The sequence below is a fragment of the Pantoea sp. DY-17 genome, assembly GCF_019795975.1.
Lineage (GTDB): Bacteria > Pseudomonadota > Gammaproteobacteria > Enterobacterales > Enterobacteriaceae > Pantoea > Pantoea leporis.
This window is the reverse complement of sequence record NZ_JAIMIG010000003.1, coordinates 279,974-306,580: the sequence shown is the minus strand read 5'-3', so window position 1 is coordinate 306,580 and position 26,607 is coordinate 279,974. Positions and strand designations below refer to the sequence as shown.

25 protein-coding genes are annotated in these 26,607 nt (G+C 56.3%); 9 read left to right on the top strand and 16 right to left on the bottom strand.

Annotated features, from left to right (window positions below):
• Positions 1 to 11: 11 nt before the first annotated feature.
• A complete protein-coding gene (locus K5Y33_RS15600) occupies positions 12 to 1,922 on the top strand; it encodes a DEAD/DEAH family ATP-dependent RNA helicase (protein WP_137385063.1) in 1,911 nt (636 codons plus the stop codon).
• A gap of 68 nt (positions 1,923 to 1,990) precedes the next feature.
• On the opposite strand, the gene K5Y33_RS15595 is transcribed toward K5Y33_RS15600, so the two are convergent.
• Positions 1,991 to 2,737 carry an SDR family NAD(P)-dependent oxidoreductase gene (locus K5Y33_RS15595; protein ID WP_222234480.1) on the bottom strand — a complete coding sequence of 249 codons (747 nt, stop codon included), beginning with the start codon at positions 2,735 to 2,737 and terminating at the stop codon, positions 1,991 to 1,993.
• A gap of 183 nt (positions 2,738 to 2,920) precedes the next feature.
• Here K5Y33_RS15595 and K5Y33_RS15590 point away from each other — a divergent pair, with 183 nt between their 5' ends.
• Positions 2,921 to 3,838, top strand: coding sequence for an AraC family transcriptional regulator (locus tag K5Y33_RS15590; RefSeq protein WP_110868063.1), 918 nt, complete (start codon positions 2,921 to 2,923; stop codon positions 3,836 to 3,838).
• A gap of 3 nt (positions 3,839 to 3,841) precedes the next feature.
• Here K5Y33_RS15590 and K5Y33_RS15585 read toward each other — a convergent pair whose 3' ends face one another.
• The 3 genes from K5Y33_RS15585 to K5Y33_RS15575 form a co-directional block, all read right to left on the bottom strand.
• Positions 3,842 to 4,852, bottom strand: coding sequence for a luciferase-like monooxygenase (locus tag K5Y33_RS15585; protein ID WP_222234479.1), 1,011 nt, complete (start codon positions 4,850 to 4,852; stop codon positions 3,842 to 3,844).
• Positions 4,853 to 4,969: 117 nt separating this feature from the next.
• On the bottom strand, positions 4,970 to 5,854 hold the full coding sequence (locus K5Y33_RS15580; RefSeq protein ID WP_101762243.1) for a U32 family peptidase: 885 nt from the start codon (positions 5,852 to 5,854) through the stop codon (positions 4,970 to 4,972).
• A gap of 9 nt (positions 5,855 to 5,863) precedes the next feature.
• The gene (locus K5Y33_RS15575) at positions 5,864 to 6,859 is read right to left on the bottom strand and encodes a peptidase U32 family protein (protein WP_137385068.1); all 996 of its coding nucleotides are present in this window, start codon (positions 6,857 to 6,859) and stop codon (positions 5,864 to 5,866) included.
• A 203-nt stretch (positions 6,860 to 7,062) separates the two neighbouring features.
• On the opposite strand from K5Y33_RS15575, the gene K5Y33_RS15570 reads away from it, so the two are divergent.
• The gene (locus tag K5Y33_RS15570; protein ID WP_101762372.1) at positions 7,063 to 7,587 is read left to right on the top strand and encodes an SCP2 domain-containing protein; all 525 of its coding nucleotides are present in this window, start codon (positions 7,063 to 7,065) and stop codon (positions 7,585 to 7,587) included.
• On the top strand, positions 7,581 to 8,087 hold the full coding sequence (locus tag K5Y33_RS15565; RefSeq protein ID WP_222234478.1) for a GNAT family N-acetyltransferase: 507 nt from the start codon (positions 7,581 to 7,583) through the stop codon (positions 8,085 to 8,087). The genes K5Y33_RS15570 and K5Y33_RS15565 overlap by 7 nt, the downstream gene beginning before the upstream one ends.
• On the opposite strand, the gene K5Y33_RS15560 is transcribed toward K5Y33_RS15565, so the two are convergent.
• Positions 8,071 to 8,358, bottom strand: coding sequence for a GIY-YIG nuclease family protein (locus tag K5Y33_RS15560; protein WP_101762240.1), 288 nt, complete (start codon positions 8,356 to 8,358; stop codon positions 8,071 to 8,073). The two genes, K5Y33_RS15565 and K5Y33_RS15560, sit on opposite strands and share 17 nt — an antisense overlap.
• Before the next feature lie 80 nt (positions 8,359 to 8,438).
• On the opposite strand from K5Y33_RS15560, the gene K5Y33_RS15555 reads away from it, so the two are divergent.
• Entirely contained in the window at positions 8,439 to 8,864 is a 426-nt protein-coding gene (locus tag K5Y33_RS15555; protein ID WP_222234476.1) for a YhbP family protein, read from the top strand.
• Positions 8,865 to 8,902: 38 nt separating this feature from the next.
• Here the strand turns inward: K5Y33_RS15555 and K5Y33_RS15550 are convergent, their stop codons facing one another.
• Positions 8,903 to 9,424, bottom strand: a complete 522-nt coding sequence (locus K5Y33_RS15550; RefSeq protein ID WP_101762238.1) for a type 1 glutamine amidotransferase domain-containing protein — start codon at positions 9,422 to 9,424, stop codon at positions 8,903 to 8,905.
• Between the two features lie 239 nt (positions 9,425 to 9,663).
• Here K5Y33_RS15550 and K5Y33_RS15545 point away from each other — a divergent pair, with 239 nt between their 5' ends.
• Complete coding sequence (locus tag K5Y33_RS15545) at positions 9,664 to 10,698, top strand: permease (protein ID WP_222234474.1); 1,035 nt, start codon at positions 9,664 to 9,666, stop codon at positions 10,696 to 10,698.
• Here K5Y33_RS15545 and nrdG read toward each other — a convergent pair.
• A complete protein-coding gene (gene nrdG, locus K5Y33_RS15540) occupies positions 10,591 to 11,157 on the bottom strand; it encodes an anaerobic ribonucleoside-triphosphate reductase-activating protein (protein WP_222234473.1) in 567 nt (188 codons plus the stop codon). The genes K5Y33_RS15545 and nrdG overlap by 108 nt on opposite strands.
• Positions 11,154 to 13,292, bottom strand: a complete 2,139-nt coding sequence (gene nrdD / locus K5Y33_RS15535; RefSeq protein WP_222234471.1) for an anaerobic ribonucleoside-triphosphate reductase — start codon at positions 13,290 to 13,292, stop codon at positions 11,154 to 11,156. The genes nrdG and nrdD overlap by 4 nt, the downstream gene beginning before the upstream one ends.
• Positions 13,293 to 13,560: 268 nt before the next feature.
• Here nrdD and K5Y33_RS15530 point away from each other — a divergent pair, with 268 nt between their 5' ends.
• Positions 13,561 to 15,945 (top strand): beta-N-acetylhexosaminidase, encoded by a 2,385-nt coding sequence (locus tag K5Y33_RS15530; RefSeq protein ID WP_222234470.1) that lies wholly within the window; start codon positions 13,561 to 13,563, stop codon positions 15,943 to 15,945.
• A 156-nt stretch (positions 15,946 to 16,101) separates the two neighbouring features.
• Here K5Y33_RS15530 and ridA read toward each other — a convergent pair whose 3' ends face one another.
• From ridA to argF, 4 genes are all read right to left on the bottom strand, one after another.
• Positions 16,102 to 16,488 carry a 2-iminobutanoate/2-iminopropanoate deaminase gene (gene ridA / locus K5Y33_RS15525; protein ID WP_061718232.1) on the bottom strand — a complete coding sequence of 129 codons (387 nt, stop codon included), beginning with the start codon at positions 16,486 to 16,488 and terminating at the stop codon, positions 16,102 to 16,104.
• A 78-nt stretch (positions 16,489 to 16,566) separates the two neighbouring features.
• Complete coding sequence (gene pyrI, locus K5Y33_RS15520) at positions 16,567 to 17,031, bottom strand: aspartate carbamoyltransferase regulatory subunit (protein WP_007886734.1); 465 nt, start codon at positions 17,029 to 17,031, stop codon at positions 16,567 to 16,569.
• Between the two features lie 10 nt (positions 17,032 to 17,041).
• Positions 17,042 to 17,977 carry an aspartate carbamoyltransferase gene (pyrB, locus tag K5Y33_RS15515; protein WP_101762233.1) on the bottom strand — a complete coding sequence of 312 codons (936 nt, stop codon included), beginning with the start codon at positions 17,975 to 17,977 and terminating at the stop codon, positions 17,042 to 17,044.
• Between the two features lie 243 nt (positions 17,978 to 18,220).
• The gene (gene argF / locus K5Y33_RS15510; RefSeq protein ID WP_222234468.1) at positions 18,221 to 19,228 is read right to left on the bottom strand and encodes an ornithine carbamoyltransferase; all 1,008 of its coding nucleotides are present in this window, start codon (positions 19,226 to 19,228) and stop codon (positions 18,221 to 18,223) included.
• A gap of 161 nt (positions 19,229 to 19,389) precedes the next feature.
• Here argF and rraB point away from each other — a divergent pair, with 161 nt between their 5' ends.
• Together rraB and K5Y33_RS15500 are read left to right on the top strand one after the other, a co-directional pair.
• The gene (rraB, locus tag K5Y33_RS15505) at positions 19,390 to 19,812 is read left to right on the top strand and encodes a ribonuclease E inhibitor RraB (RefSeq protein WP_008104254.1); all 423 of its coding nucleotides are present in this window, start codon (positions 19,390 to 19,392) and stop codon (positions 19,810 to 19,812) included.
• 60 nt (positions 19,813 to 19,872) lie between these two features.
• Positions 19,873 to 20,634 carry a tRNA-(ms[2]io[6]A)-hydroxylase gene (locus tag K5Y33_RS15500; protein WP_101762230.1) on the top strand — a complete coding sequence of 254 codons (762 nt, stop codon included), beginning with the start codon at positions 19,873 to 19,875 and terminating at the stop codon, positions 20,632 to 20,634.
• 157 nt (positions 20,635 to 20,791) lie between these two features.
• Here the strand turns inward: K5Y33_RS15500 and K5Y33_RS15495 are convergent, their stop codons facing one another.
• From K5Y33_RS15495 to pepA, 4 genes are all read right to left on the bottom strand, one after another.
• Positions 20,792 to 21,295: a GNAT family N-acetyltransferase gene (locus K5Y33_RS15495; RefSeq protein ID WP_137386840.1), complete on the bottom strand. Its 504-nt coding sequence runs from the start codon at positions 21,293 to 21,295 to the stop codon at positions 20,792 to 20,794.
• A gap of 66 nt (positions 21,296 to 21,361) precedes the next feature.
• On the bottom strand, positions 21,362 to 24,217 hold the full coding sequence (locus tag K5Y33_RS15490) for a valine--tRNA ligase (protein WP_101762228.1): 2,856 nt from the start codon (positions 24,215 to 24,217) through the stop codon (positions 21,362 to 21,364).
• A 2-nt stretch (positions 24,218 to 24,219) separates the two neighbouring features.
• Complete coding sequence (locus tag K5Y33_RS15485) at positions 24,220 to 24,681, bottom strand: DNA polymerase III subunit chi (RefSeq protein ID WP_110868052.1); 462 nt, start codon at positions 24,679 to 24,681, stop codon at positions 24,220 to 24,222.
• 173 nt (positions 24,682 to 24,854) lie between these two features.
• On the bottom strand, positions 24,855 to 26,366 hold the full coding sequence (gene pepA, locus K5Y33_RS15480) for a leucyl aminopeptidase (RefSeq protein ID WP_101762227.1): 1,512 nt from the start codon (positions 26,364 to 26,366) through the stop codon (positions 24,855 to 24,857).
• Between the last annotated feature and the right edge of the window lie 241 nt (positions 26,367 to 26,607).

Genomic DNA, 26,607 nt, shown 5'->3' with positions numbered 1-26,607 from the left:
ACGTGTACTACATGACTGATATTCAAACCACTTTTGCTGACCTTGGCCTGAACGCCGACATCCTCGAATCACTGAACGGTATGGGCTACGTAAAGCCTTCTCCAATCCAGGCTGAGTGTATTCCTCACCTGCTGGCTGGCCGTGACGTGTTGGGTATGGCGCAGACCGGTAGTGGTAAAACTGCGGCATTCTCACTGCCGCTGCTAAACAACATTGATCCTACTGTTAAAGCACCGCAAATTTTGGTGCTGGCACCTACCCGCGAATTGGCGGTACAGGTTGCTGAAGCCGTCACAGAATTCTCTAAACACATGCGTGGCATTAACGTGGTAGCCCTGTACGGCGGCCAACGTTATGACGTACAGCTGCGCGCACTGCGTCAGGGACCACAAGTTGTTGTCGGTACCCCTGGTCGTCTGCTGGATCACCTGAAGCGTGGCACGTTAGATCTGTCTAACCTGCGCGGTCTGGTGCTGGACGAAGCGGATGAAATGCTGCGTATGGGCTTCATCGAAGACGTTGAAACCATCATGGCGCAGATTCCAGACGGTCATCAGACCGCGCTGTTCTCAGCCACCATGCCAGAAGCGATTCGCCGTATTACCAAGCGTTTCATGAAAGACCCACAGGAAGTTCGCATCCAGTCAAGCCTGACTACGCGCCCGGACATTTCTCAGTCTTACTGGACCGCATACGGCCGTAAAACTGATGCGCTGGTTCGTTTCCTGGAAGCGGAAGATTTCGATGCAGCCATCATCTTCGTGCGTACCAAAAATGCCACGCTGGAAGTGGCCGAAGCGCTGGAGCGCAGCGGTTACAACAGTGCAGCACTGAACGGTGACATGAATCAGGCACTGCGTGAGCAGACGCTGGAGCGTTTGAAAGATGGTCGTCTCGACATCCTGATCGCGACCGACGTTGCAGCACGTGGTCTGGACGTTGAGCGTATCAGTCTGGTCGTAAACTTTGATATCCCGATGGATGCAGAGTCTTACGTTCACCGTATCGGTCGTACCGGCCGTGCTGGTCGTGCAGGTCGTGCGTTGCTGTTCGTTGAGAACCGCGAGCGTCGTCTGCTGCGCAACATCGAACGCACCATGAAGCTGACCATTCCAGAAGTTGAGCTGCCGAACGCAGAACTGCTGGGTGAGCGTCGTCTGGCTAAGTTCGCGGCGAAAGTACAGCAGCAGCTGGAAAGCAGCGATCTGGATCAGTACCGCGCACTGCTGAGCAAAATGCAGCCGGGCGAAGATCTGGATATCGAAACGCTGGCCGCAGCACTGCTGAAAATGGCTCAGGGCGAACGTCCACTGATTCTGCCACCAGAAGCACCGCGTCCAGCGCGTCGCGAGTTCAGCGATCGTCCTGACCGTGGTGAGCGTCGCGATTCACGTGATTCTCGTGGTCCACGCGAAAGCCGTGACAGCCGCGATGGCGATCGTCCACGTCGTGAACGTCGTGACGTTGGCGAAATGCAGCTGTACCGCATTGAAGTGGGCCGTGATGATGGTGTTGAAGTTCGTCACATCGTTGGCGCGATCGCTAACGAAGGTGACATCAGCAGCCGTTACATCGGTAACATCAAGCTGTTTGGTACTCACTCAACCATCGAGCTGCCGAAAGGCATGCCGGGCGAAGTGCTGCAGCACTTTACTCGTACGCGTATTCTGAACAAACCGATGAATATGCAGCTGATGGGTGATGCGCCAGTGCACGAGCGTAGCGAACGTCGTCCATCTGCTGGCGGCGAACGTCGTGGCAATGGCGCACCGCGCGGTGATGGTGCTCCACGTGGCGAAGGCGCTCCACGTCGCTTCTCCGAACGTCGTGAAGGTGGCCGTGAAGGCGGACGCTTCAGCCGTGAAGGTGGTCGTGGCCCGCGTCCAGAAGGCGCTGCTGCACCACGTCGTCGTGACGCATAAGCGATAAACGCGAAAAGTAAAAAGGGACGCTAACGCGTCCCTTTTTTTATGCGCGTGGAAGGTGAATTTTACACGCCACCAGCAATCAGCACGCGTTCACCGCTAACGTAAGCTGACTCTTCTGACGCCAGAAACAGCGCCACCTGCGCCACATCTTCCGGCAAGCCAAAGCGTCCGAGCGGCGTTGCCGCTATCAGCTGTGCTTTCAACTCCGGGTGCATCTTCTTCGCCGCCAGCAAACCTTCAGTCAAAATAATGCCGGGTGCTAACGCATTGACGCGAATATTACGTGGCCCAAGCTCGCGTGCGAGGCCCTGCGTTAAGGTATCGATCGCGCCTTTGGTTGCTGCCCAAAGCACCGAGCCGGGCGTGCTGCGTTGGCTATTTAAAGCGCTAAGGTTGATGATGGAACCGCCGCGTGCGGGGAAATGTTTTGCCGCCTGCTGACACACCAGCAAGGTGCCCAGCAGATTCACATTCAGCTGCTGCTGCATCTCGCTGAGGCTAAGCTCGGCAAAGTCACCGTGGTGAAAAATGCCGGCGTTATTCACCACAATATCGGGTGCGTCAAACTGCTCATTGCTGCTAGCGAACAAGCGCTGCACATCGGCCTCGCGTGAAATATCAGCCTGTACGGCGATGGCGTCGCTACCCAGCGCCTGAATGTCGGTCACCACATCCGCCGCACCCACTTCATCCTGAAGATAATTCACCACCACCCGAGCACCGGCCGCCGCGAAAGTCATGGCGATGGCGGCACCAATGCCTTTCGAAGCGCCCGTCACCAGCGCAATTTTGCCTTCAAGTGTTTTCATCGTGTCTCTCCACCTGAGATTTCGGGGAAGATAAAGCATGCGCTGTCCATACATTCAGGTGGTAGCGCAATCCTGCAAGCTTCTTGCACGATCCTGCAAATCTGCTGTTCAAGGACTAGTCGCAGCGCCAACCACAAGCGAGAATATCAAATCAGTGATTTCTTACCGCGGAGCACCGAGCGCATGATTCATCAGGAACAATGGCAGCAGTTGGTGGCAATTATTGCCCGCCACGCACCGCAGGATGGTCGTCACTATTGCCCAATCGACTTTCTCTCTTTCGGCCGCAGTTCTCAGCCCACCAGTTTGGCGCACGTGGCGACCTGGGCGAGCTTTGCCCTGATCGCGCAGGGGCAAAAAGCGCTGCGCATGGGTGATGAAGTGATGCATTACGGGCCGGGCGATTTACTGTTGGTGACGCTTGATATGCCGGTGCAATCCTGCGTGGTCATGGCAACGCCAGAGAAACCGAATCTTGGTGTGGGCATCACCATCAACGAAACGCGTCTGATGCGTTATCTGGAACACTTTCCGCACCATCAACTCGGCAGCACGGCGGTGAGCGAGCGCGGTATCGCCGTGCATAAAGTCGCGCCCCCGTTGGTGGATGCGGTGATGCGTTTGGTCGAGTTGCTGGATCACCCGCAGGACATTGCTGCGCTGGCACCGTTGATTGAGCAGGAGATTTTCTATCGTTTGCTGACTGGACCCGAAGGGCCGCGCATTCTCAACATGGCGTTGACGGAACGGCCAGGCAACAAAGTGGCGCGCGCCGCGCGTTGGCTACGCGAAAACTTTCATCAGCCGTTGAAAATGGATTTTCTGGCGAGCAGCGTAGGGATGAGTATTTCGTCGCTGCATCATCACTTTAAAGCGGTAACGGCGATGACGCCGATGCAGTATCAAAAGCAGCTGCGGCTCAACGAGGCGCGGCGTTTGATGTTGATTGAGAAGCTGGATGCCGGCACGGCGGGTTATCGGGTGGGTTATCAAAGTGCTTCGCAGTTCAGTCGCGAATACAGCCGTTTTCACGGTCAGTCACCGGCGCGAGACGTGCGAACCCTTGCGGTGGGCCCAGAGTGGTTAAACCCACCGCAATGAGGTTTACAGCGTGCGCGCTGCTTCCATTGCCAGCGCGAAGGAGCGCAGACGCGCCTGCGAATCGTAAATCTGGCCGTTAACCATAATCTCGTCCGCCTGGGTTTCACGCATCAGCGCGGCGAGGCCGCTGCGGACTTTATCGCTATCGCCGACAATCGACATGCTGAGTGCCTGCTGCACGCCATATTGCTCGGACGGCGACCACAGATGATCCATGTTCTCCACCGGCGCAGGTAGCGGACCCGGTTTGCCGCGACGCAGGTTAATAAACTGCTGCTGCATCGAGGTGAACAGGAAGCGAGCGTCACGTTCGCTATCGGCTGCAACGACGTTGACGCACACCATCGCATACGGCTTCGCCAGACGTGTGGAAGGTTTGAATTTCTCACGATAGAGATGCAGCGCCTGGAACAGCAGATCCGGCGCGAAATGCGAGGCAAATGCAAACGGCAAACCCAGCTGAGCGGCCAGTTGCGCGCTGTACAGGCTGGAACCGAGCAGCCACACCGGAATTTTCAATCCTAAACCTGGAACCGGTTGTACTGGCGGATGTTCTCCCTCTTCGGCGTCAAACCAGCGAATCAGTTCAGAGACATCTTCTGGAAAACTATCTGCCTGGCCGCTGGAAAGATGACGACGCAACGCCAGCATGGTGCGTTGGTCGGAACCCGGCGCGCGGCCCAGTCCCAAATCGATGCGCCCAGGATAGAGTGACTCGAGGGTACCAAACTGTTCGGCGATCACCAGCGGCGCGTGATTGGGCAGCATAATGCCGCCTGAACCGAGGCGCAGCGTTTCGGTATTAGCCGCTAAATAGCCAATCAGCACTGACGTCGCGGCGCTGGCAATCCCCGTCATATTATGGTGTTCCGCCAGCCAGTAGCGGTGAAAGCCCAGTGCTTCGGATTGACGGGCCAGTGCCAGCGAATTATGGAACGCGTCGCGTGCAGTGGAACCTTGTGGAATAGGGGCCAGATCCAACACGGACAGGCGAACAGTTTTTTTCTCAGACATGGGCACTCCAAATAGGGATGGCGCAGGTGTTTAGTCGGACCTGCGCTTGTGAGTATTACTCATCGTTACCTATATTAAAACTGCTAATAACAGCAGGAATATAGCCGGAATGTGCCTTTACCTGCCGCCTTCCAGTGCCATTCCCGCCAGGCGACGCCAATAACCATTACAATCACTGCCGCGCGCCATCATCAGCGGTGCCTGACCGGCTTCGTTGGCGCGGAAGCGATCCACTTCGGCGAGCGTACTTTCGCCCTGGGGCGACAAACGTACAATGTCGATCCAGTTATGCATGCCGCTCAGGTCATTGCCGAGGTTGTAACAATAGCCGCTCATGGTCTGAATGCCGTTGAGCACAAACACCTGCTGGCCTTCCTGCGAGAGCACGCGACGGCCGGTTGGGTAATTGATGCAGCAGGTTTGGCAATCATCTTTGCCACGATTCTCGGCGCGTGCGGTAAAGCAGCGTGCTGACAGCGCCAGCGGCAGATGACCATAGCCGAGCACTTCCACCTCAAATTGTTCGCGCACACCCGCCGCATCGCACTGTTGCAGCAGTTGAATCAGCCAGTCGCGGGACATCTCCACCGGAATGCACCAGCGCGTCATGCCTTCTTTCAGCAACAGTTGCAGCGTCTGCGCGTTATACACATTCAGCGTTGGGCCGGCGACAAACGGCAATTTGCGCTCCGCCGCCATATTCACGGTACCGATATCATTGGCTTCCAGCAGGAACTCACCGTTCTCGACATAGCGGCGCAGCTCTTTGACTTCCGATGGCGACTGCAGCAGTGCCAACGTACTCAGCACCACTTGCTTGCCCTGCAGCGCTAGCATGCGCGCGATGTCCATCCATTGATGGAACGAGGTGGCGCGTCTTTTACTGCAGACGGCTTCGCCGAGATAAATGATCTCCGCGCTGCTCTCGGCGGCGCGTTGATAAAAGGTTTCCAGCGTTGCAGTTGGCCAGTACCACAGCACCGGCCCGATGGCGTATTTCATGCGATCTCCTTATTGCCAGTCACGGTGATAAGCACCGAGCGTGGTTTGGCTGCCTTCTGATAACTCGCCCAACGCCTGCATCCAGGGTTCCTGCACGGCATATTGTTCCGGCGATGCCATGCAGCGATCAATGGCCTGACGCCACACTTTCGCTACCTGCGCCACATAGGCCGGGCTGCGCTGGCGTCCTTCAATTTTCACCGAGGCAATGTTGGCGCGCAGCAGTTCAGGCAGCAGCGACAAGGTGTTCAGGCTGGTGGGTTCTTCCAATACGTGATAGAGCTGGTTATCCACTTCATAACGGCCTTTGCACAAGGTGGGATAGCCAGCGCTCTCGTCGGGCGCATAACGGTCAATCAGCACCTCATTCAGGCGCGATTCCATGCCTTTTGGCGTCTGCTGCCAGCGGACAAATTTCGCCGGCGAGCAGGCTCCCGCGCTATTAGGCGACTCGCCGGTCAGCCAGGAAGAGAGGTAGCAGCGGCCTTCAGCCATAATGCACAGGCTACCGAAGGCGAACACTTCCAGCGGTACCGGCGTTTCACGCGCCAGCTGTTTGACCTGATGCATCGACAGCACGCGCGGCAGCACCACGCGGCTGAGTTGAAAATGACGATGGTAAAAATGGATGGCCTGCAGATTGGTGGCGGAGGCCTGTACCGAAAGATGACGCTCAACCTGCGGATAATGTTTTGCCGCGTACTCCAGCGTGGCAATATCGGCCAGAATCAACGCATCCGCGCCGTTCTGAGCGGCAACATCAATCGCGCTTTGCCAGCGATTGATGCCATCAGGATGGGCGAAGGTGTTGATTGCCACATGCAGTTTGCGCCGATGCTGATGCAGATAGCGTGCGGCTTCAGCCAGTTTCTTATCGGTAAAATTGAGGCCAGCAAAGTGGCGGGCATTGGTATCGTCTTTCAGGCCGACATACACCGCGTCAGCACCATGCTCCACCGCCGATTTCAGCGCAGGCAAATTCCCCGCCGGACACAGCAGTTCCATACATTTTCCTCCCCGGATTCTGAAGCCGAAGAGTGTAAATAACTGACCCGACAGCAATGTTGATTTAAGGCAGTGAAAGCGGCATTGATGATCGGGAGTGAAGGTTTTTCGTCCAGCCAGGCGGCGATTTCCTTGATCTCAGTGGAGGCGAAGCCGGTCAGATGTGGCAAAATAGATGAAACTTTCTGAAGGGAATGACGATGATGTTTGCGCGCTTACGCGGTCTGATTGTTGAAAAAGGGCCAGAATTCCTTGCTTTACCTGTTTCCATTACCCCTTTCCCGCTAAAAAAAGCTATTCTGCAACAACTCCTAAACTGGCAATTTCGTCATGCTTTGTCTGAAGGTGAGTTAGACTTTCTGGAAGGGCGTTATCTGGGGATTGAGGTTGCCGATGTGAATCTGCGCTGGATCACCACCCTGCAAGCAGGGCGCCTGACCGTTTCGCGCGACACCGAGGCTGATGTCTGGTTTCGCGGTGAAGCCAACGATCTGTTGCTGGTGGCAGCACGCAAAGCGGATCCCGATATGTTGTTCTTTCAACGCCGTCTGGTGATTGAAGGTGACACTGAGCTGGGACTTGAGGTGAAAAACCTGATGGATGCCATTGAACTGGATGCCATGCCCACGCCATTACGCACGGGATTGCAGCAGCTCGCTGCTTTTATTGAGACAGGAATGAAACAGGACGCGAAGGCCGCTGAGGCGCGCGCGGGGATCTCATGTTGATTCGTACTGAAATTGGCGTTGATGCAGCAGGCATCGATAGCCTGTTAAAGCGCAGTTTTGCTACCGCTGCCGAAGCGGAACTGATACAGCAACTGCGCGAAGATGGCTTGCTGACTCTCGGTGTAGTTGCCACAGATGATGAAGGTCAGGTGCTGGGTTATGCCGCTTTCAGTCCGGTGACCCTGCAGGGAGAAGACCGCAATTGGGTCGCGTTGGCGCCGCTCGCCGTGGATGAATCGGTGCGCAAACAGGGCCTGGCTAAACGGATGGTGTGTGAAGGGTTGGATTCACTGAATGAGTTCAGCTACAGCGCCGTGGTGGTGCTGGGCGATCCTGAGTTCTACAATCCACTCGGCTTTGAACCGGCGGCACGTCATGGTTTGCACTGTCGCTGGTTAGGCAGTGAAGCGGCCTTTCAGGTTTACAAACTGGCCGACGATGCGTTTGTCGGTGCAGAAGGGCTGATCGAATTCGCGCTGCCGTTTAACCGTTTCGACTAAACCAGGCCACTAAGCAGGGCGGCTGCTGTGCAACCAGCAGCAGCTTTTGCGCGCGGCTCAGCTGCTTCACCTGATATTCCAGGCGTGACGCCGCCGCCCGATCGCCCGCATCGCAGTGAAACACCAGCGTCAGCGGGCCCTTGCCACGCAGCGAACGCGCGCCGCGTCCCTGCTGATGCTGTTGCAGCCGACGATTAACATCGGTGGTGATGCCGGTATACAGCATGCCTGCGGCGGTTTGTAGCAGATAAAGCTGCCAGCCTTGTTCCATCATACTTATCCCGAAAATTAGCTGGCAGGCAGTGTAGCGCGCTTCAGGCTGCATCGCTATTCGCCGCACGGAGTCCAATTTTGTCCGACCATGCTCATCTGATTCGCTACTTAAAAAAACAGCACGTGCTGTCGTTATCTGCCAGCCATGGCGACGATCTGTGGTGCGCCAACTGCTTTTATGTGTTTGATGCCGCGAACATGGCGTTCTGGCTGATGACTAAACCAGACACGCGCCATGGCGCATTAATCCAGTCAAATCCGCGCGTGGCGGGCACGGTGAATGGCCAGCCCAAAAGTGTGCTGCTGATTAAAGGCGTGCAGTATCGCGGCGTGATTCAGCTGCTAAGCGGAGAAAGGGAAGTTATTGCGCGTCACGCCTATCAGAAGCGTTTTCCAGTGGCAAAGAAAGTCACCGCACCGCTATGGGAAATCGTGCTCGACGAAGTGAAGATGACCGACAATGCGCTGGGCTTTGGCAAAAAGATTATCTGGACCCGGCCTTAGGGCCGCCATTCACGGCGACCCCAATGCAGGAAAAACTATCAGGCCGCGTTCAAAATCCGCAGCGACTCGCGATTAAACGCGGGCAGGTCTTCAGGCGTGCGGCTGGTAACTAACTTGTCATCATCCACCACCACTTCTTTATCGTAAAAATCCGCACCGGCATTACGCAGATCGATGGCGATGGCTTTTACGCTGGTCATTTTGCGGCCGCGCACGCCGTTCGCGCTGATCAGCAGCTGCGGGCCATGGCAAATGGCAAACACCGGCTTGCCGCTGGCGACAAACTCCCTGGTGAAGTTGACGAAGCGATCGTCACCGCGCAGGGCATCGGGAGAGTGTCCGCCGGGCAGCAGCAGCGCATCGAACTCGGCTGCATTCACATCATCAATAGCCTTGTCGATGTTGACCTCAGCTTTACCCTGTTTCCCTTTAACGATGTTGCCGGCCTTAAACTCGATGGTAACCACTTCATGGCCCGCCTGAGTGTAAGCCTCCGCCGGTGAGGTAAACTCTGAGTCTTCAAATTCATCGGTAATCAGTACCGCTATTTTCTTGCTCATCTTTTTTCCTCCTTGTTGATCACGAACCTTATGTTCGTTGCACTTCTAACCCAACAAGTCTGGTAGCCATGTCGCAAAAAGCAAGCCAGCCGGCAATTCTTCCGGGAGGTAAATTTTCGTGCCGGATCAAGTTTAGGCGATTTCCACATGGCGCAATGAAATGACCTGAATGACACTACGGCCTTTCCGCCGCGTATCCTAACGCGGCATTGTTATTCAGTTGAATACGGAATTCCGTGATGACCCAACTCCCTTCTCATGCCCCGGCGACACGCTTCGCCTGGTGGAAACCGCTGCTGTTCCTCGCCGTGGTAGTAATCGGCCTGTGGTATGTCAAATGGCAGCCTTATTACGGCAAAGCCTTTACTGCTGCCGAAACGCATTCGATCGGTAAATCGATTCTGGCCAATGCGGCGGACTCACCGTGGCGCGCGGCGCTTGATTACGCCATGGTCTATTTCCTCGCCGTGTGGAAAGCGGCCGTGCTCGGGGTGATCCTCGGATCGTTGGTGCAGGAGCTGATTCCGCGCGCCTGGCTGCTGCGTCTGATGGGCAGCTCACGCTTTGGCTCGACGCTGATGGGCACTGGATTAGGTTTGCCGGGCATGATGTGCAGCTGCTGTGCGGCGCCGGTAACCGCTGGCTTACGTCAGTCACAGGTTTCCAGCGGTGCGGCGATGGCGTTCTGGCTGGCGAATCCGCTGCTCAATCCTGCCACGCTGATTTTTATGGGCTTTGTGCTCGGCTGGCATTTTGCGGCGATTCGGCTGGTAGCGGGTTTGCTGATGGTGTTAGGCATCGCGTGGTTGGTGCAGCGCAGCGTGCCGGATCAGGCCGTTACCGCCCCCGTTATCCCGGCCCGCGATGAGCAGCCGTTTCTGTCACGCTGGCTGCGGGTGATGTGGCGACTGTTCTGCAACACCATTCCGCTGTATATCGTCGCGGTATTGTTGCTCGGCGCCGCGCGCGTGTGGCTGTTCCCGCACGCGGATGGCGCGGTGGGTAATACGCTGTTTTGGGTGATGTTGATGGCAATCGCCGGCTGCCTGTTTGTGATTCCTACCGCCGCGGAAATCCCGATTGTGCAGACCATGATGTTGGCGGGCATGGGCATTGCGCCCGCGCTGGCGTTATTAGTCACGCTGCCCGCCGTGAGTGTGCCGTCGTTATTGATGCTGCATCGCGCCTTTCCCGCACGGGCGCTGTGGATCGCGCTGATCGGCGTGGCAGGCAGCGGCATGCTGCTCGGCGTGCTCGCCTTGTGGCTGGCGTAACCACCAAATCTTCTGATTGCGGCTGCCGCGCCACAGCAGCCGCGCATCTTTCTCCGCTTCGATAAAGCGTCCATCAATCAGCACATCAATTTCATCCACCACTTCGCGCTGCGCCGCACTGAGTTCTGCCATCTGATATCCGGTCCACAGCCAGATATCCTTATCCGGACACTCACGGCGCACGCGTTTCACCAGACGACGTATATGCGGCACGTTGTGCGGATGCAGCGGATCGCCGCCGCTCAGCGACAAGCCCTGGCGCGCAATGCGCCGATCGTTAAGATCGGCGATCAGCTGCTCTTCCATCTCCAGCGTAAACGGCACGCCGGAATCCAGCCGCCACGTGCTTTGGTTGTAGCAGCCGCGACATTGATGTTCGCAGCCCGCGACAAACAGCGTGCAGCGCGTGCCGGGCCCGTTAACGATATCAACCGGATAATAGCCGTGGATGCGCATCATCCCAGTTTTCCTGTCTCCAGATGTTTAACGCGCCGCTGTACTTCTTGCTGCTTACCGGCGTTAAACGGACGCGCATCCGGGCTGCCGAGATAGCCGCACACGCGGCGCGTCACCGACACGCGCGCCGGATCGTGATTACCACAGCATGGGCAGGTAAACCCTTTGCTGGTGCAGCTGAACTCGCCGCTAAAGCCGCATTCGTAGCACTCATCAATCGGCGTATTGGTGCCGTAATAGGGCACGCGGTGATAGCTGTAATCCCAGACATCTTCGAGCGCCTTGAGGTTGTGCTGGATGTTGGGATATTCGCCGTAACAGATGAATCCGCCGTTAGCGATGGCGGGATAGGGCGCTTCAAAGTCGATCTTGTCGTACGGATTGACCTTCTTCTCCACGTCGAGATGGAAGCTATTGGTGTAATACCCTTTGTCGGTAACGCCGGCCACCACGCCAAATTCGGCGGCATCGAGGCGACAGAAGCGGTCGCACAGATTCTCGCTCGGCGTGCTGTACAAGCTGAAGCCGTAGCCGGTTTCCGCTTTCCACGCATCCACCGCGCGGCGCAGGTGCGTGACAATCGCCACGCCTTTTTCCCGCAGGTAATCGGCGTCATACGGATGCACTTGGTTGCCGCTCAGCGCATTCAGCGTTTCATGCAAGCCGATGTAGCCAAGGGAAATTGAGGCGCGGCCGTTGCGGAAAATGGCGCCCACTTCGTCATCCGCTTTCAGGCGCACGCCGCAGGCACCTTCCATATAGAGAATCGGTGCCACACGCGCTTTGGTTTTTTCCAACCGGGCGATACGCGTCATTAAGGCATGTTTCGCCAGCGCCAGACGTTCATCGAGCAAGCGCCAGAACTGCGCTTCATCGCCTTTGGCTTGCAGCGCGATACGTGGCAGATTGAGGCTAATGACGCCAATATTGTTGCGGCCTTCGTGAATCTGCTCGCCGTTCTCCTCGTAGACGCCAAGGAAGCTACGGCAGCCCATCGGCGTTTTAAACGAGCCGGTCACTTCCACCACTTTTTCGTAGTTGAGGATATCCGGATACATGCGCTTGCTGGCGCACTCTAACGCCAGCTGCTTGATATCGTAATTAACATCGCCAGGCCGATGATTCACGCCTTCGCGGATAGCAAACACCAGTTTCGGGAATACCGCGGTTTTGTGATTTTTGCCCAATCCGGCAATGCGGTTGCGCAGAATGGATTGCTGGATCAGGCGCGCGGCCCAGTCGGTGCCGAGGCCAAAGCCAAAGGTGACAAACGGCGTCTGGCCGTTGGCGGTGTGCAGCGTATTCACTTCATATTCCAGCGACTGAAACGCGTCGTAGCACTCTTTCTCGGTGCGAACGCGCGCATAGGCTTCGGCATCCGGAATCTGCCATTCCAGCGCCACCGCGCGGTGTTTTTCCAGACTGAGCGTAACGAACGGTGCCAGCACTTCATCAATGCGATTGATGGTGGTGCCGCCGTAAATGTGGCTGGCGACCTGCGCGATGATCTGTGCGGTCACCGCCGTGGCGGTGGCGATTGATTTGGGCGGCTCGATCTCGGCGTTGCCCATCTTAAAACCGTGGGTCAGCATGCCGTGCAGATCGATTAGCATGCAGTTAAACATCGGGAAGAACGGGGAATAGTCGAGATCGTGATAGTGGATGTCACCACGTTCATGCGCCAGCACCACATCGCGTGGCAAGAGTTGCTGCTGAGCGTAATGTTTGGCGACGATGCCAGCCAGCAAATCGCGCTGGGTGGGAATCACTTTACTGTCTTTATTCGCGTTTTCATTGAGCAGTGCGGCGTTGGTTTGCTCCACTAAACCGCGAATAGCGTGATGCAGTTTACCGCGCTGCTCGCGTGCTAAATCGCGGTCATGGCGATATTCGATGTAGGCACGCGCCAGCTGCGGCCAGCGTCCGCTCATTAGCGTCTCTTCCACCGCACACTGAATGTCGCGGATATCCACTTCAGCCTTGTCAGCCAGCTGTTGACTGACCTGCGCCGCCACTTGCGCGCACCACGTCGTATCATCGATTTGTACCGCAGCTGCAGCCGCGTTGACTGCCGCCTCGATCCGCTGCGCATCAAACGGCACTCTGCAGCCGTCACGCTTAATCACCACCGTCGCCATTTCTTCTCCATGAAACTATATGTAGATAATTTTAAGGAGTTTAATCGCTATATGTGGTGTTTGCGCTGAGATTAATCGCCGGCGGTTTGACCTACAACAAAGAAGCCACAACCAGGAACGAAAGCCGCGCAATGGTTAATCTGGCTAAAATACAAAAGTATTAACCCGCCTTGATTTCAGTTTGCGGCCACTTGCTTTGCAATGCGAAACAGGTTTAATGGGCCTTTTGCCCATTTTGGTCCGTTGTTTCATTTACAAGGATGCCCAGATGCCATTGCAAAGAACTCTGCTTGCCTGTTGTTTATCCATGACTTTTTCCGCCTTCGCCGCGCCGGCTGGAGATTTACCGCTGATGCCGTGGCCACAAAGCGTTGTCCAGCCAGGCGGCGGCGGGGCGTATGCGTTAACACCGCAGCTCACGTTGCATATCTCGGGCGATCATCTGGAAGGTGCTGAATCGCGCTGGCGCGCGCGCATTGCGCGGCAAACCGGCTGGCCGCTGCTGCCGGCCAGCGCATCCAGCGATCATCCCAGCATTCAGGTACAAATCGCGCAGGCGGTTGATCCGCTTCCCCAACCAGACAGCGACGAAAGTTATCATCTGCTGGTTAACAGCGATGGCGTCTTGCTGAAAGCCAACACGCGCTTTGGCGCGATGCGCGGCATGGAAACCGTACTGCAGCTGATTGAAAACACCGAAAACGGCACCGAAATTCCCTACGTCACCATTGATGACAAACCGCGCTTTCCGTGGCGCGGCGTGCTGATCGATTCGGCGCGCCACTTCCTGCCAATTGAAACCGTGAAACGACAAATCGACGGCATCGCCGCCGCGCGTATGAACGTGTTTCACTGGCACTTAACCGACGATCAAGGTTGGCGATTTGCCTCCAGCCACTATCCGCAGCTGCAGGAGAAAGCCAGCGACGGCTTGTACTACACGCAGCAGCAGATGCGCGATGTGGTGCGCTACGCCACGCAGCGCGGCGTACGCGTGGTACCGGAAATCGATCTGCCCGGCCATGCGTCGGCGATAGCAGTGGCGATGCCGGAGTTAATGAGCGCGCCGGGACCGTATCAGATGGAGCGCGGCTGGGGCGTGTTTAAGCCGCTGCTCGATCCCAGCAACGAAGCGGTATTTCGCTTTATCGACACCTTAATGGGCGAAGTGACGGCGATCTTCCCCGATCCCTACATCCACATTGGCGGTGATGAGGTTGATCCAACCCAGTGGAATGATTCCACACGCATTCAGCAGTTTATGCGCGACCACGGTTTAAAGGATACGCATGCGCTGCAAGCCTGGTTTAATCAGCGCGTTGAGAAAATCCTTGAAGCGCATCAGCGCCGCATGATCGGCTGGGATGAGGTTTACCATCCTGATCTGCCTAAAAGCATTCTGATTCAATCGTGGCAAGGACAGGATGCGTTGGGCACGGTGGCGAAAAACGACTTTCGCGGCATTCTCTCCACCGGTTTCTATCTCGATCAGCCGCAAACCGCCGCTTACCACTATCGCAATGAACCCTGGCCGCAGGGGCTCAACGGCGCGGATCAGGTGCAGGCTGGTGAGCAGGCGCAGAGCTGGCAATTCACCATGCCGCGTTTGAAAGGCAGCGCGCTGAAAGGCAGCTTTACCCTGATAGAAGGGAAAAACGGCTGGCGCGGCTTTATCGATTTCAGCGGCAAAGCGCGTCGCATGGTCAGTGATATTCGCTGGCTGTCGCCCACACAGCTGACGTTCAGCGTCGATACGTGGATGGGGCCATTCCAGCCGATGGTGACGCTAACGCAAGACAAGCTGACCGGTTATATGCTGGTGGGCAACGTGCGCTATCCCGCAGAAGGCAGCAAGTTGCCTCAGGTGCCAACCGGCATTGCGCCATCGCTGCCGACGCCGCAACAGATGCAGAACAACCTGATTGGCGGCGAAGCGGCGCTGTGGGCGGAGAACGTTAACAGCCGGGTAATCGACACACGCCTGTGGCCGCGCGCCTTTGTGGTGGCGGAGCGTTTATGGTCGGCGCAGGATGTCACCGACAGCGATAACATGTATCAGCGCCTGAGCGCGGTGGATCGCTGGGGCACTGTTTCAGTCGGCTTGCAGCAGCATCAGCAGGCTGAAGTGCAGATGATGCGACTGGCGAACAGCAGTGACATCACGCCGCTGCGCATATTGGCCGAAGTGCTGGAGCCAGCGCAGTACTACACGCGCCAGCATCTGAAATTTCAGGCGGGACATTATGACTATTTTGAACCGCTCAATCGTTTGGCGGATGTGTTGCCGGCCGAGAGCAATGCGGTGCGTGTGCTGGATAAGCAGGTGGATCGCTTGATCGCCAATCGCGCCGATCATGCGGCGGCGCATGCCATCCGTCAGCAATTGCAGCGCTGGCAGAACAACAGCGATGCGGTGATGCCGCTAATTCTGCGCAGCTATCAGCTCAAGCCGCTGCAGCAGCAAGTACAGCAAGTAGCAGAGTTGAGCCGGATGGGACTGGATTTGGTCAATGCGCTGGAACGTAATCAGGCGTATGGCGCAGGTGAGGTGGCGCAGATGCATTCACAACTTGATACGGCAGCGCAGGTGCAGGATGAAACAGTGCTGGCGCTGGTGCGGCCGCTGGAGAGGTTGCTGCGATCGTTTAAATAAATATTGTGCTGGCTTTCCCCCTCCTCGGTCCTCCCCCATAAATGGGGGAGGAAGAGGCTGCCATATGTCAGTGATGAAGCTGCATGTGGCAGCATCTCCTTCCCCCGCTTGCGGGGGAAGGCCGGGATGGGGGACAGCCAGCACCAACCAACCAAATCAACGACGTACCGCAATCGCCTCGATCTCAATCTTCACATCTTTCGGCAGGCGCGCCACTTCCACGCACGAACGCGCCGGGAAGCTGGCGTTGTGCTCGGTGAAGAACGCTTCATAGGTTGCGTTCACCGTGGCGAAGTCATTCAAATCCTTAACAAACACGGTGGTTTTCACGATATCGCCCACTTTCAGGCCGGCGGCTTCGACAATCGCCTTCACATTTTCCAGTGATTGACGTGCCTGCGCGGAAACATCGTCGGCAACGGCGCCGGTGGCCGGATCAACCGGGATCTGGCCTGAAGTGATGATCATGCTGCCGAGATCCACGCCCTGCACGTAAGGGCCAATCGCTGCGGGTGCGTTTGAAGTACTGATTTCGCGAGACATTGTTTCTCCTTGAAAGTGCGCGGCCGACCGATGTCCGCCGCGAAATGAATCGTCCCATTATAGGGACGACGCGGGCGATTACCAGTGACCGAGCACCACGTGGCGCGCGAACTCTTTCTCGCAATATTTGCACTTCAGATGCACATCATCTTCGCGCTTTTTCACCGCAAAACTGGTGAATACCGGCTCGTTACGGCTGATGCAGTTGCTGTTCGGGCAGGTCAGCACGCGATCAATACGATCCGGCAAGGTGGGGGCGATCTTCGCCACCACTTCGTATTCATCAATGCGGTTCACCGTGGCGAGCGGCGCATACACCGCCAGCTGATTGATCTGATCGTCGGTCAGGAAGGTATTTTCGATCTTGATCAGATCTTTGCGGCCCATCTCGCCCGACGGCAAGTTGAGGCCGATAGTGATGCGCTGATCGGTTTCGGTCAGACGAAACAGCGACAGTAACTTGAAGCCGACCTGCGCCGGGATATGGTCAATCACCGTGCCGCGTTTAATGGCTTCAACCTGCAATTTATTATCGTGAGTCATCGCTTTCTCCTTACAGTGCCAGTTCGCGATTCAGTACCAGCGCCAGCAGCGCCTGGCGAGCGAAGATGCCATTTCCAGCCTGCTGAAAATACCAGGCGTGCGGCGTGCTATCCACGTCGGTGGTGATCTCGTCGATACGCGGCAGCGGATGCAGCACTTTCATGTTGTCGCGCGCACCGGCTAAATCAGCGGCACGCAGAATGAACTGTGCTTTAACGTTGGCGTATTCCGACGGATCGAGGCGCTCTTTCTGCACGCGCGTCATATACAGAATATCGAGTTGTGGCATCACTTCTTCGATGGTGTCGTGGCGTGACCAGGCAATGTTCTGCTCATCCAGCATATCGGTGATGTACGCAGGCATCGCCAGCGCATCCGGCGCGATAAAGAAGAAGCGGTTGCCATCAAACTTCGCCAGCGCCTGCGTCAGTGAATGCACGGTGCGGCCATATTTCAGGTCGCCGACCATTGCCACATTCAGGTTATCCAGGCGATTTTGCGTTTCGCGGATGGTGAAGAGATCGAGCAGCGTTTGCGTTGGATGCTGGTTAGCGCCATCACCGGCGTTGAGAATCGGAATGCCGCCGGAGAATTCCGTCGCCAGACGCGCGGCGCCTTCCTGCGGATGACGCATCACGATGGCATCAACGTAAGTCCCAATCACCGAAATGGTATCGGCGAGGGTTTCGCCTTTCTTGCCGAGCGAGGTGTTGCTACCGTCGGCGAAGCCCACCACTGACGCGCCGAGACGATGCATCGCGGTTTCAAACGACAAACGCGTACGCGTTGAAGCCTCAAAGAAGCAGCTGGCGATCACATTGTGTTTCAGCAGCTCCGGCTGGGGATTGGCTTTCAGCTGGGCAGCGGTATGCAGCACCAGCTCCAGCTCGTCGCGGTTGAGATCGTTGATGGAAATGATGTGCTTGCGATATAGCGGGTTGGCCATAGCGTTCTCCTCTGCGCTGCCGGATTGCGGACAAAAAAAAGCCCCTGCTTAAGGGGCTTTTTTTACGATCGATTGATGACGGAAAGAAACAGATGCGCCGCCCGCTGTCAGGCGTCGTTGAGCGTCAAATTGTGCGCTGCGCTGTTGCATGTTTCCTCCGGCAAATTGGGCCGCATTATACGCATTCACTGATTTGCATCAAGCAAATATCGCGCGCGAGGTAAACGTTTGCGGCGCCACCAATCATAGCTTGCCGAGCGTCGCGACCATCACCGCTTTAATGGTGTGCATGCGGTTTTCAGCCTGATCGAACACGATGCTGTGCGCAGATTCAAACACCTCATTACTCACTTCCATGCCATCGTGCAAACCGTGCTGCTCGGCCATTTGACGGCCCAGCGTGGTTTTGTCGTCATGGAAGGCCGGTAAGCAGTGCAGGAACTTCACCTGCGGATTGCCGGTCAGCGCCAGCATCGCGCTATTAACCTGATAAGGACGCAGCAGGGCGATGCGATCTTCCCACACCGATTTGGCTTCGCCCATCGACACCCACACATCCGTGTAGATGAAGTCGGCACCTTGCACCCCTTCAGCGATATCTTCAGTCAGGGTGATTTTGCCACCGGTTTGCTGTGCGGCCACGCGGCATTGCTCCACCAGTTCCGCTTCCGGCCAGCAGCCTTTTGGCGCCACCAGACGCAGATCGAGGCCGACCAGCGCAGCGGCTTCCAGCATGCTGTTGCCCATGTTGTTGCGTGCATCGCCGACGTAAACCAGCGTCATTTCATTCAGCGATTTACCCGGCAGATGCTCCTGCATTGTCAGCAGATCGGCCAGCAGTTGCGTGGGATGGAATTCGGTGGTCAGGCCGTTCCACACTGGCACGCCAGCGAATTCCGCTAAGGTTTCCACCAGTTCCTGGCCGTAGCCGCGATACTGAATACCGTCATACATGCCTCCCAGCACGCGCGCGGTGTCTTTCATCGACTCTTTATGGCCGATTTGGCTGCCGCTTGGGCCGAGATAGGTGACGTTAGCGCCCTGATCGTAAGCGGCAACTTCGAAAGAGCATCGGGTACGAGTCGAGTCTTTTTCGAAGATGAGCGCGATGTTTTTGCCTTTCAGGTACTGCGTTTCGCTGGCATTTTTCTTTGCGTGTTTTAATTCACCTGCCAGACTCAGCAGAGAATCGATTTCGGCTGGGGTGAAATCCAGCAATCTCAGGAAATGTCTTTGATGTAGCTGACTCATACAGCGCTCCAGATGCCTACATTAAATGAATTAAAATTCAATCTAACCGTATGAATATGCATTTTCAACCCCAGCGTTAAGAAACTTGTTGTTTTGTGTAGTGGCGCGCGAGGCAGTGTGGGAAAATAATTGAATTCAGCCGAATATTTGAGGACACACCCATGGCATATGAAGCATTGCTGGAAGAACAGCGCGAAGAGACGCGACTGATCATTGAAGAGTTGCTGGAAGACGGCAGCGATCCAGATGCGCTTTACACTATTGAGCATCATCTCTCCTGCAACAACTTCGACTCGCTGGAGAAGGTGGCGGTTGATGCCTTCAAGCTGGGCTACGAAGTGAGCGAGCCAGAAGAGCTGGAGCTGGAAGACGGCACTACCGTAATGTGTGTGGATATCCTGAGCGAAGGCGCGTTGAAGCCAGAGCTGATTGATGCGCAGGTTGAGCAGCTGGTGAATCTGGCAGGCAGCTACAACGTCGATTACGACGGGTGGGGCACCTACTTTGAAGATCCTGATGCCGAAGATGAAGATGACGATGGCGAGTTCATCGACGACGAAGAAGACAACGGTGTGCGTCACTAAGCATTAATGGGCGGCACTCGCCGCCCTGAACACGTTTCCCCGTAAGACAAAAGACTGCCCATGAATTACGCTCCGCTATTAGAACCGATCTATCAATTCCTGCATTGCCGCACGCCACAAGCGTGGATTGATGAAGCACGCAAGCCGGAAAATCTGACGTTGCTGCTCACCGATCACATGGTTTGTGAATTGAAAGCCGCGCAAACCGCGGTGTTCATCATCCGTAAATACGTGGCGGATAAGCCAAGTGGTGATGCCATTCTGGCGTGGCTCAAGCCGTATGAAGATTTTATCTACCGCGACGAGCAGGACGGTAACTTTATCAATGCCCACAAGAATCTGACCAAAAGCATTATCGTGCGCAACGAGCTGCCGTGGGCCGATGATTTGGTGGAGATGATGGTGCTGCTGGTGAAAGAGGAGCTGCACCACTTCTATCAGGTGTGGGAAATCATGCAGTCGCGCGGTTTGCCGTATCGCAAAATCACTGCCAGCCGCTATGCCAAAGGTTTGATTCGCGAGATTCGCACATACGAGCCGGAAGCGCTGGTGGATAAGCTAATTTGCGGGGCGTACATCGAAGCGCGATCCTGCGAACGTTTCGCCAGCCTGGCGCCGTATCTGGATGAGCAACTGGAGAAGTTCTATATTTCGCTGCTGCGCTCGGAAGCGCGTCACTATCAGGATTACCTGAAGCTGGCGCAGCAGATTTCGCCGAAGGAGATTGCGCCGCGCGTGCAGGTGTTTGGCGAGGCAGAAGCGCGCTTAATCAGCGAGCCGGATGGCGAACTGCGGTTTCATAGTGGGGTGCCGGCGGTTTAGGTTTGTGCGCGCTGTCCCCCATCCCGGCCTTCCCCCGCTAGCGGGGGAAGGAGATGCTGCCACATGCAGCTTCAACGCTGACATGTGGCAGCATCTTCCTCCCCCATTTATGGGGGAGGACCGAGGAGGGGGACAGCGAGCACACACAGCGAGCAAATCACAACACCTTCAGCATCCGCACTTCACAATCCACATGCCCGGTACAACCCATCGCGCTATCAATCAGCTCAAACCCCAACGACTCATACAACTTAATCGCACGCGTCAAACTGCCGGTGGTTTCCAGATAGCAGCGCTGAAAGCCCTGCTGACGGGCGAATTCCATGGCACGCAGCGCCAGATCGCGCGCCAGACCTAAGCCGCGCACCTGCGGCAGGAAATACATTTTCTGCAGCTCACAGATATCCGGCGCGCTGCAGGCCAGCGGTGCAACGCCGCCGCCGCCCACCACCACACCATCATGTTCCACAATCCAGTAAGCGCTGTTGGCTTCGCTGTAGAGTTCGAACAGGCGATCGAGATGGGGATCGGACACGGTGTAGCCTTTATCCGCCGTCAGGCCAAATTCGGCTGACACATCACGGATCACCTGTGCAATCAGCGGGTTATCGGCGGCTGTAATGGGGCGCACCTTTAAATTGATGGGAGCGTCGGTGGTCATCATTATCTTCCGGTATAAAAAAGCCGGGCAGTGCCCGGCTTCGATTAAGCAGTTGGACTGAAGCGCTTACAATGCCGCAATCACGCCCTGCTGTTCAAACAGTTTTGCTTTTGATTGCTCAAGCTCAGCCACGCGCTCACGCTCTTTGGCGACAACCGCTTCCGGCGCTCGTGAGACAAAGCCTTCGTTCGCCAGCTTGGTCTGGATCTTCTCAATTTCGACATCAAGTTTCACCAGCTCTTTCGCCAGACGCTCCAGCTCGGCTTCTTTGTTGACCAGATCCGCCATCGGAATCAGCAACTCAGCGCCTTCAACAATCTTAGTGACCGAAACCGGGCCTTTCTCGCCTGCAGGCAGAATGGTCAGGCTTTCCAGACGCGCCAGACGCGACAGGAAGGTGCGGTTCTCTTCGACGCGACGCTGCGCGGCGGCAGAGCAGTCACGCAGCAGCACGTCGAGCGGCTTGCTTGGTGCGATGTTCATCTCAGCACGGATATTACGTACCGCGACGATCGCCTGCTTCATCCACTCGATATCGGCTTGCGCTTCGGCATCCTCTTTCGCCGCGTCATACTGCGGGAACGGCTGCAGCATGATGGTATCGTGATCGATGTTTTTCAGGCCTTTCACACGCTGCCAGATGGTTTCGGTGATGTAAGGAATGATCGGGTGCGCCAGACGCAGCAGCGCTTCCAGCACGGTGACCAGCGTATTACGCGTACCGCGCAGTTCCGCTTCGCTACCGCTGGTCATCACCGGCTTGGTCAGCTCCAGATACCAGTCACAGAACTGGTTCCAGGTGAAGTCGTACAGAATGTTGGCCGCGATATCAAAGCGATAGTTATCCAGCGCTTCGCGATAGGCTTTCACGCTGCGGTTGAACTCGCTCAGAATCCAGCGATCCGCCAGCGACAGCTTCATTTCGCCGCCATTTTGTCCGCAATCCTGCTCTTCGGTATTCATCAGCACGAAGCGGCTGGCGTTCCACAACTTGTTGCAGAAGTTGCGGTAGCCTTCGAGGCGCTTCATATCCCAGTTGATGTCACGACCGGTAGAAGCCAGCGCGGCAAGGGTGAAGCGCAGCGCATCGGTACCTGAAGGCACGATGCCGTCCGGGAACTGCTTTTCGGTACGTTTGCGGATCTTCTCAGCCAGCTGCGGCTGCATCATGTTGCCGGTACGTTTCTCCAGCAGATCTTCCAGCGAAATGCCGTCAATCATATCCAGCGGATCGATGACGTTACCTTTCGACTTGGACATCTTCTGGCCTTCTTCATCGCGGATCAAACCGGTCATATAAACGGTTTTGAACGGCACCTGCGGCTTGCCGTTTTCATCTTTGATAAAGTGCATGGTCAGCATGATCATGCGCGCAATCCAGAAGAAGATGATGTCGAAGCCGCTCACCAGCACGCTGGTTGGATGGAAGGTACGCAGCGCTTCGGTGTTCTCCGGCCAGCCCAGCGTCGAGAAGGTCCACAGACCGGACGAGAACCAGGTATCCAGCACGTCGTCATCCTGGCGCAGCGCCACATCGGCAGCCAGATTGTTTTCCTGACGCACTTCGTCCTCGGTGCGGCCAACATAGACGTTGCCGTCGTTGTCGTACCATGCTGGGATGCGGTGTCCCCACCACAGCTGACGTGAAATACACCAATCCTGAATGTCACGCATCCATGAGAAGTACATGTTTTCGTACTGCTTCGGCACGAACTGGATATCACCGTTTTCTACCGCTTCAACCGCGACTTTCGCCAGCGGTGCGGTGCGCACATACCATTGGTCGGTCAGCATTGGCTCGATCACCACGCCGCCGCGATCGCCGTAAGGCACGGTGAGGTCGTGCGGTTTGATCTCTTCCAGCAGGCCAATCTCATCAATGGCGGCAACCATCGCTTTACGCGCGGCGAAACGCTCCATTTTCTGGAACTGTGCCGGGATGTCGTCTGCGCACGCGTCGCTGACTTCGCCATTGGTATCGAACACTTCCGCGCGCTCGCGGATGTCGCCATCAAAGGTCAGAATGTTGATCATCGGCAGCTTATGACGACGACCCACTTCGTAGTCGTTGAAGTCATGCGCAGGCGTGATCTTCACGCAGCCGGTGCCTTTTTCCATATCAGCGTGTTCATCGCCAACGATCGGAATACGACGGTTCACCAGCGGCAGGATCAGCTCTTTGCCGATCAGATCTTTATAACGCGGATCTTCCGGGTTAACCGCGACGCCGGTATCGCCCAGCAGGGTTTCCGGACGCGTGGTTGCCACCACCAAATAATCTTTGCCTTCAGCGGTTTTCACGCCGTCAGCCAGCGGATAGCGGATGTGCCACATCGAGCCTTTGCTCTCGCGGTTTTCCACTTCCAGATCGGAGATTGCGGTACGCAGTTTTGGATCCCAGTTTACCAGGCGTTTGCCACGGTAAATCAGGTTCTCTTTGTACAGGCGGACAAACACTTCGCGCACTGCGTTGGACAGACCTTCGTCCATGGTGAAGCGCTCGCGCTCCCAGTCAACCGAGTTGCCGAGACGACGCATCTGGCGAGTAATGGTGCCGCCGGATTCCGCTTTCCACTGCCAGATTTTGTCGATGAACGCATCGCGGCCATAATCCTGGCGCGTTTTGCCCTCTTCAGCGGCGATTTTGCGTTCTACCACCATCTGCGTGGCGATACCGGCGTGATCGGTACCGGCCTGCCACAAGGTATTTTTACCCTGCATGCGCTGGTAGCGAATCATGGTATCCATGATGGTCTGCTGGAAAGCGTGACCCATATGCAAGCTGCCGGTGACGTTCGGCGGCGGGATCATGATGCAAAAGCTTTCCTGGCTGGTATCGCCATTCGGTTTAAAGTAGCCCTGCTGTTCCCAGTGCTCGTAGAGCGGCTGCTCGATATCTTGCGGGTTATATGTCTTTTCCATTTCTACACTGTCGTTTGCGGCGAGGGTGGCGTCGCCGTATTCAATTGGAAACCAACGCTGCGATAGGCTTTGTAGCGATCGCGCGCCAGTTGTTTTAGGGATTCTTCATAAGGAACGAAGTCTATCACTTCATGGAAACCAGTAGCAAAATCTGCGAACTGTGGCAGAAGGCTGATCAGCAGATCGCGCGGTGAACTACCGCGACGCTGTGGCCAGGCCAGCTCAACCGGAGCGCCGTAGCGCGGGCCTTCTCCAGCCAGATTGTGCGGCACAAAGGCGTTTGCCGGAAGTTGCCAGAGCGCTTCATCCAGCCGATTGGCTTGTTCTTCGTTTTCGCAGGCAATCAGGATGCGTTTGCCGTCACGCCAGCGTGTTTCGGCAAGAGAGCACACCAACGCTTCGATTGCGGTTAGGCCATCGCCGGCGCTCTCAGACTCCATCACATAGAAAGTGGCGTTTTTCATGGGATCCTTTGGATGAGAGGGGGGGGCTGGGTGCTTGCTGTCCCCCACCTCGGTCCTCCCCCACAAGTGGGGGAAGAAGATGCTGCCCTATGTTAGTTGTGAATTCGCATGTAGCAGCGTCTCCTTCCCCCACTTGTGGGGGAAGGCCGGGATGGGGGACAGCCATCACCAAATCAATCGTCGCCGTTCAACCCTGCGCGATTCAGCAGGAACTGCGACAGCAGCGGTACCGGACGGCCGGTTGCGCCTTTGGCTTTACCGGAACGCCATGCGGTACCGGCAATATCCAGGTGCGCCCAGTTAAACTTACGCGCAAAGCGCGCGAGGAAGCAGGCGGCGGTAATCGCACCGCCAGGACGGCCGCCAATGTTCGCCATATCAGCAAAGTTGGATTCCAGCTGCTCCTGATACTCATCCGCCATCGGCAGACGCCAGGCGCGGTCGCCGGACTGCTCAGATGCGCTGATCAGCTCGTGTGCCAGCGGATTGTGGTTCGACATCAAACCGCTGACATGGTGACCCAGCGCAATCACGCAGGCGCCGGTCAGTGTGGCCACGTCAATCACCACTTCTGGCTCGAAGCGTTCAACGTAGGTCAGCGCATCGCACAGTACCAGACGGCCTTCGGCATCGGTATTCAGCACTTCAACGGTTTGACCTGACATAGTGGTCAGCACGTCGCCCGGACGCATCGATTTGCCATCAGGCATGTTTTCACAGCCCACCAGCACGCCCACCACGTTCAGCGGTAAATTAAGTTCCGCCACCATGCGCATCACGCCGTAAACGGACGCCGCACCGCACATGTCGTACTTCATCTCATCCATGGAATCGGCCGGTTTGATCGAGATACCGCCGGAATCAAAGGTTAAGCCTTTGCCAACCAGCACGATGGGGCGCGCTTCGGGATCATGATTGCCTTTGTACTCAATCACCGACATCAGCGATTCATTGTGCGAACCTGCGCCGACCGCCAGATAGGCGTTCATCCCCAACTCTTTCATCTGCTGTTCGCCGATGACGCGGGTGGTGACATTTTTGCTGTACGCATCCGCCAGCTGACGCGCCTGCGACGCCAGATACGCGGCGTTACAAATATTTGGCGGCATATTGCTGAGATCTTTGGCGGCTTTCACACCGGCAGCCACGGCCAAACCGTGCTGAATGGCACGCTCGCCGCTGGTAAGTTCACGGCGGGTCGGCACGTTGAACACCAGTTTACGCAGCGGACGGCGCGGCTCGACTTTGTTGCTTTTCAGCTGATCAAAGTTGTAGAGCGCTTCTTTAGAGGTTTCGACCGCCTGACGCACTTTCCAGTAAGTATTGCGACCTTTGACGTGCAGTTCAGTCAGGAAGCACACCGCTTCCATTGAGCCGGTGTCGTTCAAAGTATTGATTGTCTTCTGAATGACCTGCTTATACTGGCGCTCATCAAGCTCGCGCTCTTTACCGCAGCCAATCAGCAGGATGCGTTCGGAGAGGATATTCGGCACATGGTGCAGCAGCAGCGTTTGGCCCACTTTTCCTTCCAGTTCACCGCGGCGCAGCAGGGCGCTGATGTAGCCATCGCTGATTTTATCCAGCTGCTCAGCAATGGGTGACAAACGGCGCGGTTCGAAAACGCCAACAACAATGCAGGCGCTACGCTGTTTTTCCGGGCTACCGCTTTTTACACTGAACTCCATGCACTCTCCTGAATCTTAAAGACAACGGCCTTGGCTGTCGTTAGAATGTAGCGCGCTCGTAACTCATTAATTCGTTGCGACGCCATGACAATTCAACGCCGGTAGTCATAATGAGTGGTGGTGACAAGTATGTTGTTTTTTCACCACACTAACGCGTTCGTCATACTATTTTAGCTACGATGACGGCCATTGATGAAGAAAAATGGCTGATAAGCGTTGAAACTAGCGATTTTCCTGCAAA

What these genes read in the sequence shown, in the direction of transcription:
- K5Y33_RS15495 (WP_137386840.1), bottom strand. Translation starts at nt 21,295, where the DNA reads ATGACCACCGACGCTCCCATCAATTTAAAGGTGCGCCCCATTACAGCC.
- K5Y33_RS15575 (WP_137385068.1), bottom strand. Translation starts at nt 6,859, where the DNA reads ATGGAACTGCTGTGTCCGGCGGGGAATTTGCCTGCGCTGAAATCGGCG.
- pyrB (WP_101762233.1), bottom strand. Translation starts at nt 17,977, where the DNA reads ATGGCCAACCCGCTATATCGCAAGCACATCATTTCCATCAACGATCTC.
- rraB (WP_008104254.1), top strand. Translation starts at nt 19,390, where the DNA reads ATGGCATATGAAGCATTGCTGGAAGAACAGCGCGAAGAGACGCGACTG.
- K5Y33_RS15560 (WP_101762240.1), bottom strand. Translation starts at nt 8,358, where the DNA reads ATGGAACAAGGCTGGCAGCTTTATCTGCTACAAACCGCCGCAGGCATG.
- K5Y33_RS15570 (WP_101762372.1), top strand. Translation starts at nt 7,063, where the DNA reads ATGTTTGCGCGCTTACGCGGTCTGATTGTTGAAAAAGGGCCAGAATTC.
- K5Y33_RS15490 (WP_101762228.1), bottom strand. Translation starts at nt 24,217, where the DNA reads ATGGAAAAGACATATAACCCGCAAGATATCGAGCAGCCGCTCTACGAG.
- K5Y33_RS15590 (WP_110868063.1), top strand. Translation starts at nt 2,921, where the DNA reads ATGATTCATCAGGAACAATGGCAGCAGTTGGTGGCAATTATTGCCCGC.
- K5Y33_RS15565 (WP_222234478.1), top strand. Translation starts at nt 7,581, where the DNA reads ATGTTGATTCGTACTGAAATTGGCGTTGATGCAGCAGGCATCGATAGC.
- K5Y33_RS15550 (WP_101762238.1), bottom strand. Translation starts at nt 9,424, where the DNA reads ATGAGCAAGAAAATAGCGGTACTGATTACCGATGAATTTGAAGACTCA.
- K5Y33_RS15485 (WP_110868052.1), bottom strand. Translation starts at nt 24,681, where the DNA reads ATGAAAAACGCCACTTTCTATGTGATGGAGTCTGAGAGCGCCGGCGAT.
- nrdD (WP_222234471.1), bottom strand. Translation starts at nt 13,292, where the DNA reads ATGGCGACGGTGGTGATTAAGCGTGACGGCTGCAGAGTGCCGTTTGAT.
- pepA (WP_101762227.1), bottom strand. Translation starts at nt 26,366, where the DNA reads ATGGAGTTCAGTGTAAAAAGCGGTAGCCCGGAAAAACAGCGTAGCGCC.
- K5Y33_RS15530 (WP_222234470.1), top strand. Translation starts at nt 13,561, where the DNA reads ATGCCATTGCAAAGAACTCTGCTTGCCTGTTGTTTATCCATGACTTTT.
- K5Y33_RS15580 (WP_101762243.1), bottom strand. Translation starts at nt 5,854, where the DNA reads ATGAAATACGCCATCGGGCCGGTGCTGTGGTACTGGCCAACTGCAACG.
- nrdG (WP_222234473.1), bottom strand. Translation starts at nt 11,157, where the DNA reads ATGATGCGCATCCACGGCTATTATCCGGTTGATATCGTTAACGGGCCC.
- K5Y33_RS15585 (WP_222234479.1), bottom strand. Translation starts at nt 4,852, where the DNA reads ATGTCTGAGAAAAAAACTGTTCGCCTGTCCGTGTTGGATCTGGCCCCT.
- K5Y33_RS15600 (WP_137385063.1), top strand. Translation starts at nt 12, where the DNA reads ATGACTGATATTCAAACCACTTTTGCTGACCTTGGCCTGAACGCCGAC.
- pyrI (WP_007886734.1), bottom strand. Translation starts at nt 17,031, where the DNA reads ATGACTCACGATAATAAATTGCAGGTTGAAGCCATTAAACGCGGCACG.
- argF (WP_222234468.1), bottom strand. Translation starts at nt 19,228, where the DNA reads ATGAGTCAGCTACATCAAAGACATTTCCTGAGATTGCTGGATTTCACC.
- K5Y33_RS15545 (WP_222234474.1), top strand. Translation starts at nt 9,664, where the DNA reads ATGACCCAACTCCCTTCTCATGCCCCGGCGACACGCTTCGCCTGGTGG.
- K5Y33_RS15500 (WP_101762230.1), top strand. Translation starts at nt 19,873, where the DNA reads ATGAATTACGCTCCGCTATTAGAACCGATCTATCAATTCCTGCATTGC.
- ridA (WP_061718232.1), bottom strand. Translation starts at nt 16,488, where the DNA reads ATGTCTCGCGAAATCAGTACTTCAAACGCACCCGCAGCGATTGGCCCT.
- K5Y33_RS15595 (WP_222234480.1), bottom strand. Translation starts at nt 2,737, where the DNA reads ATGAAAACACTTGAAGGCAAAATTGCGCTGGTGACGGGCGCTTCGAAA.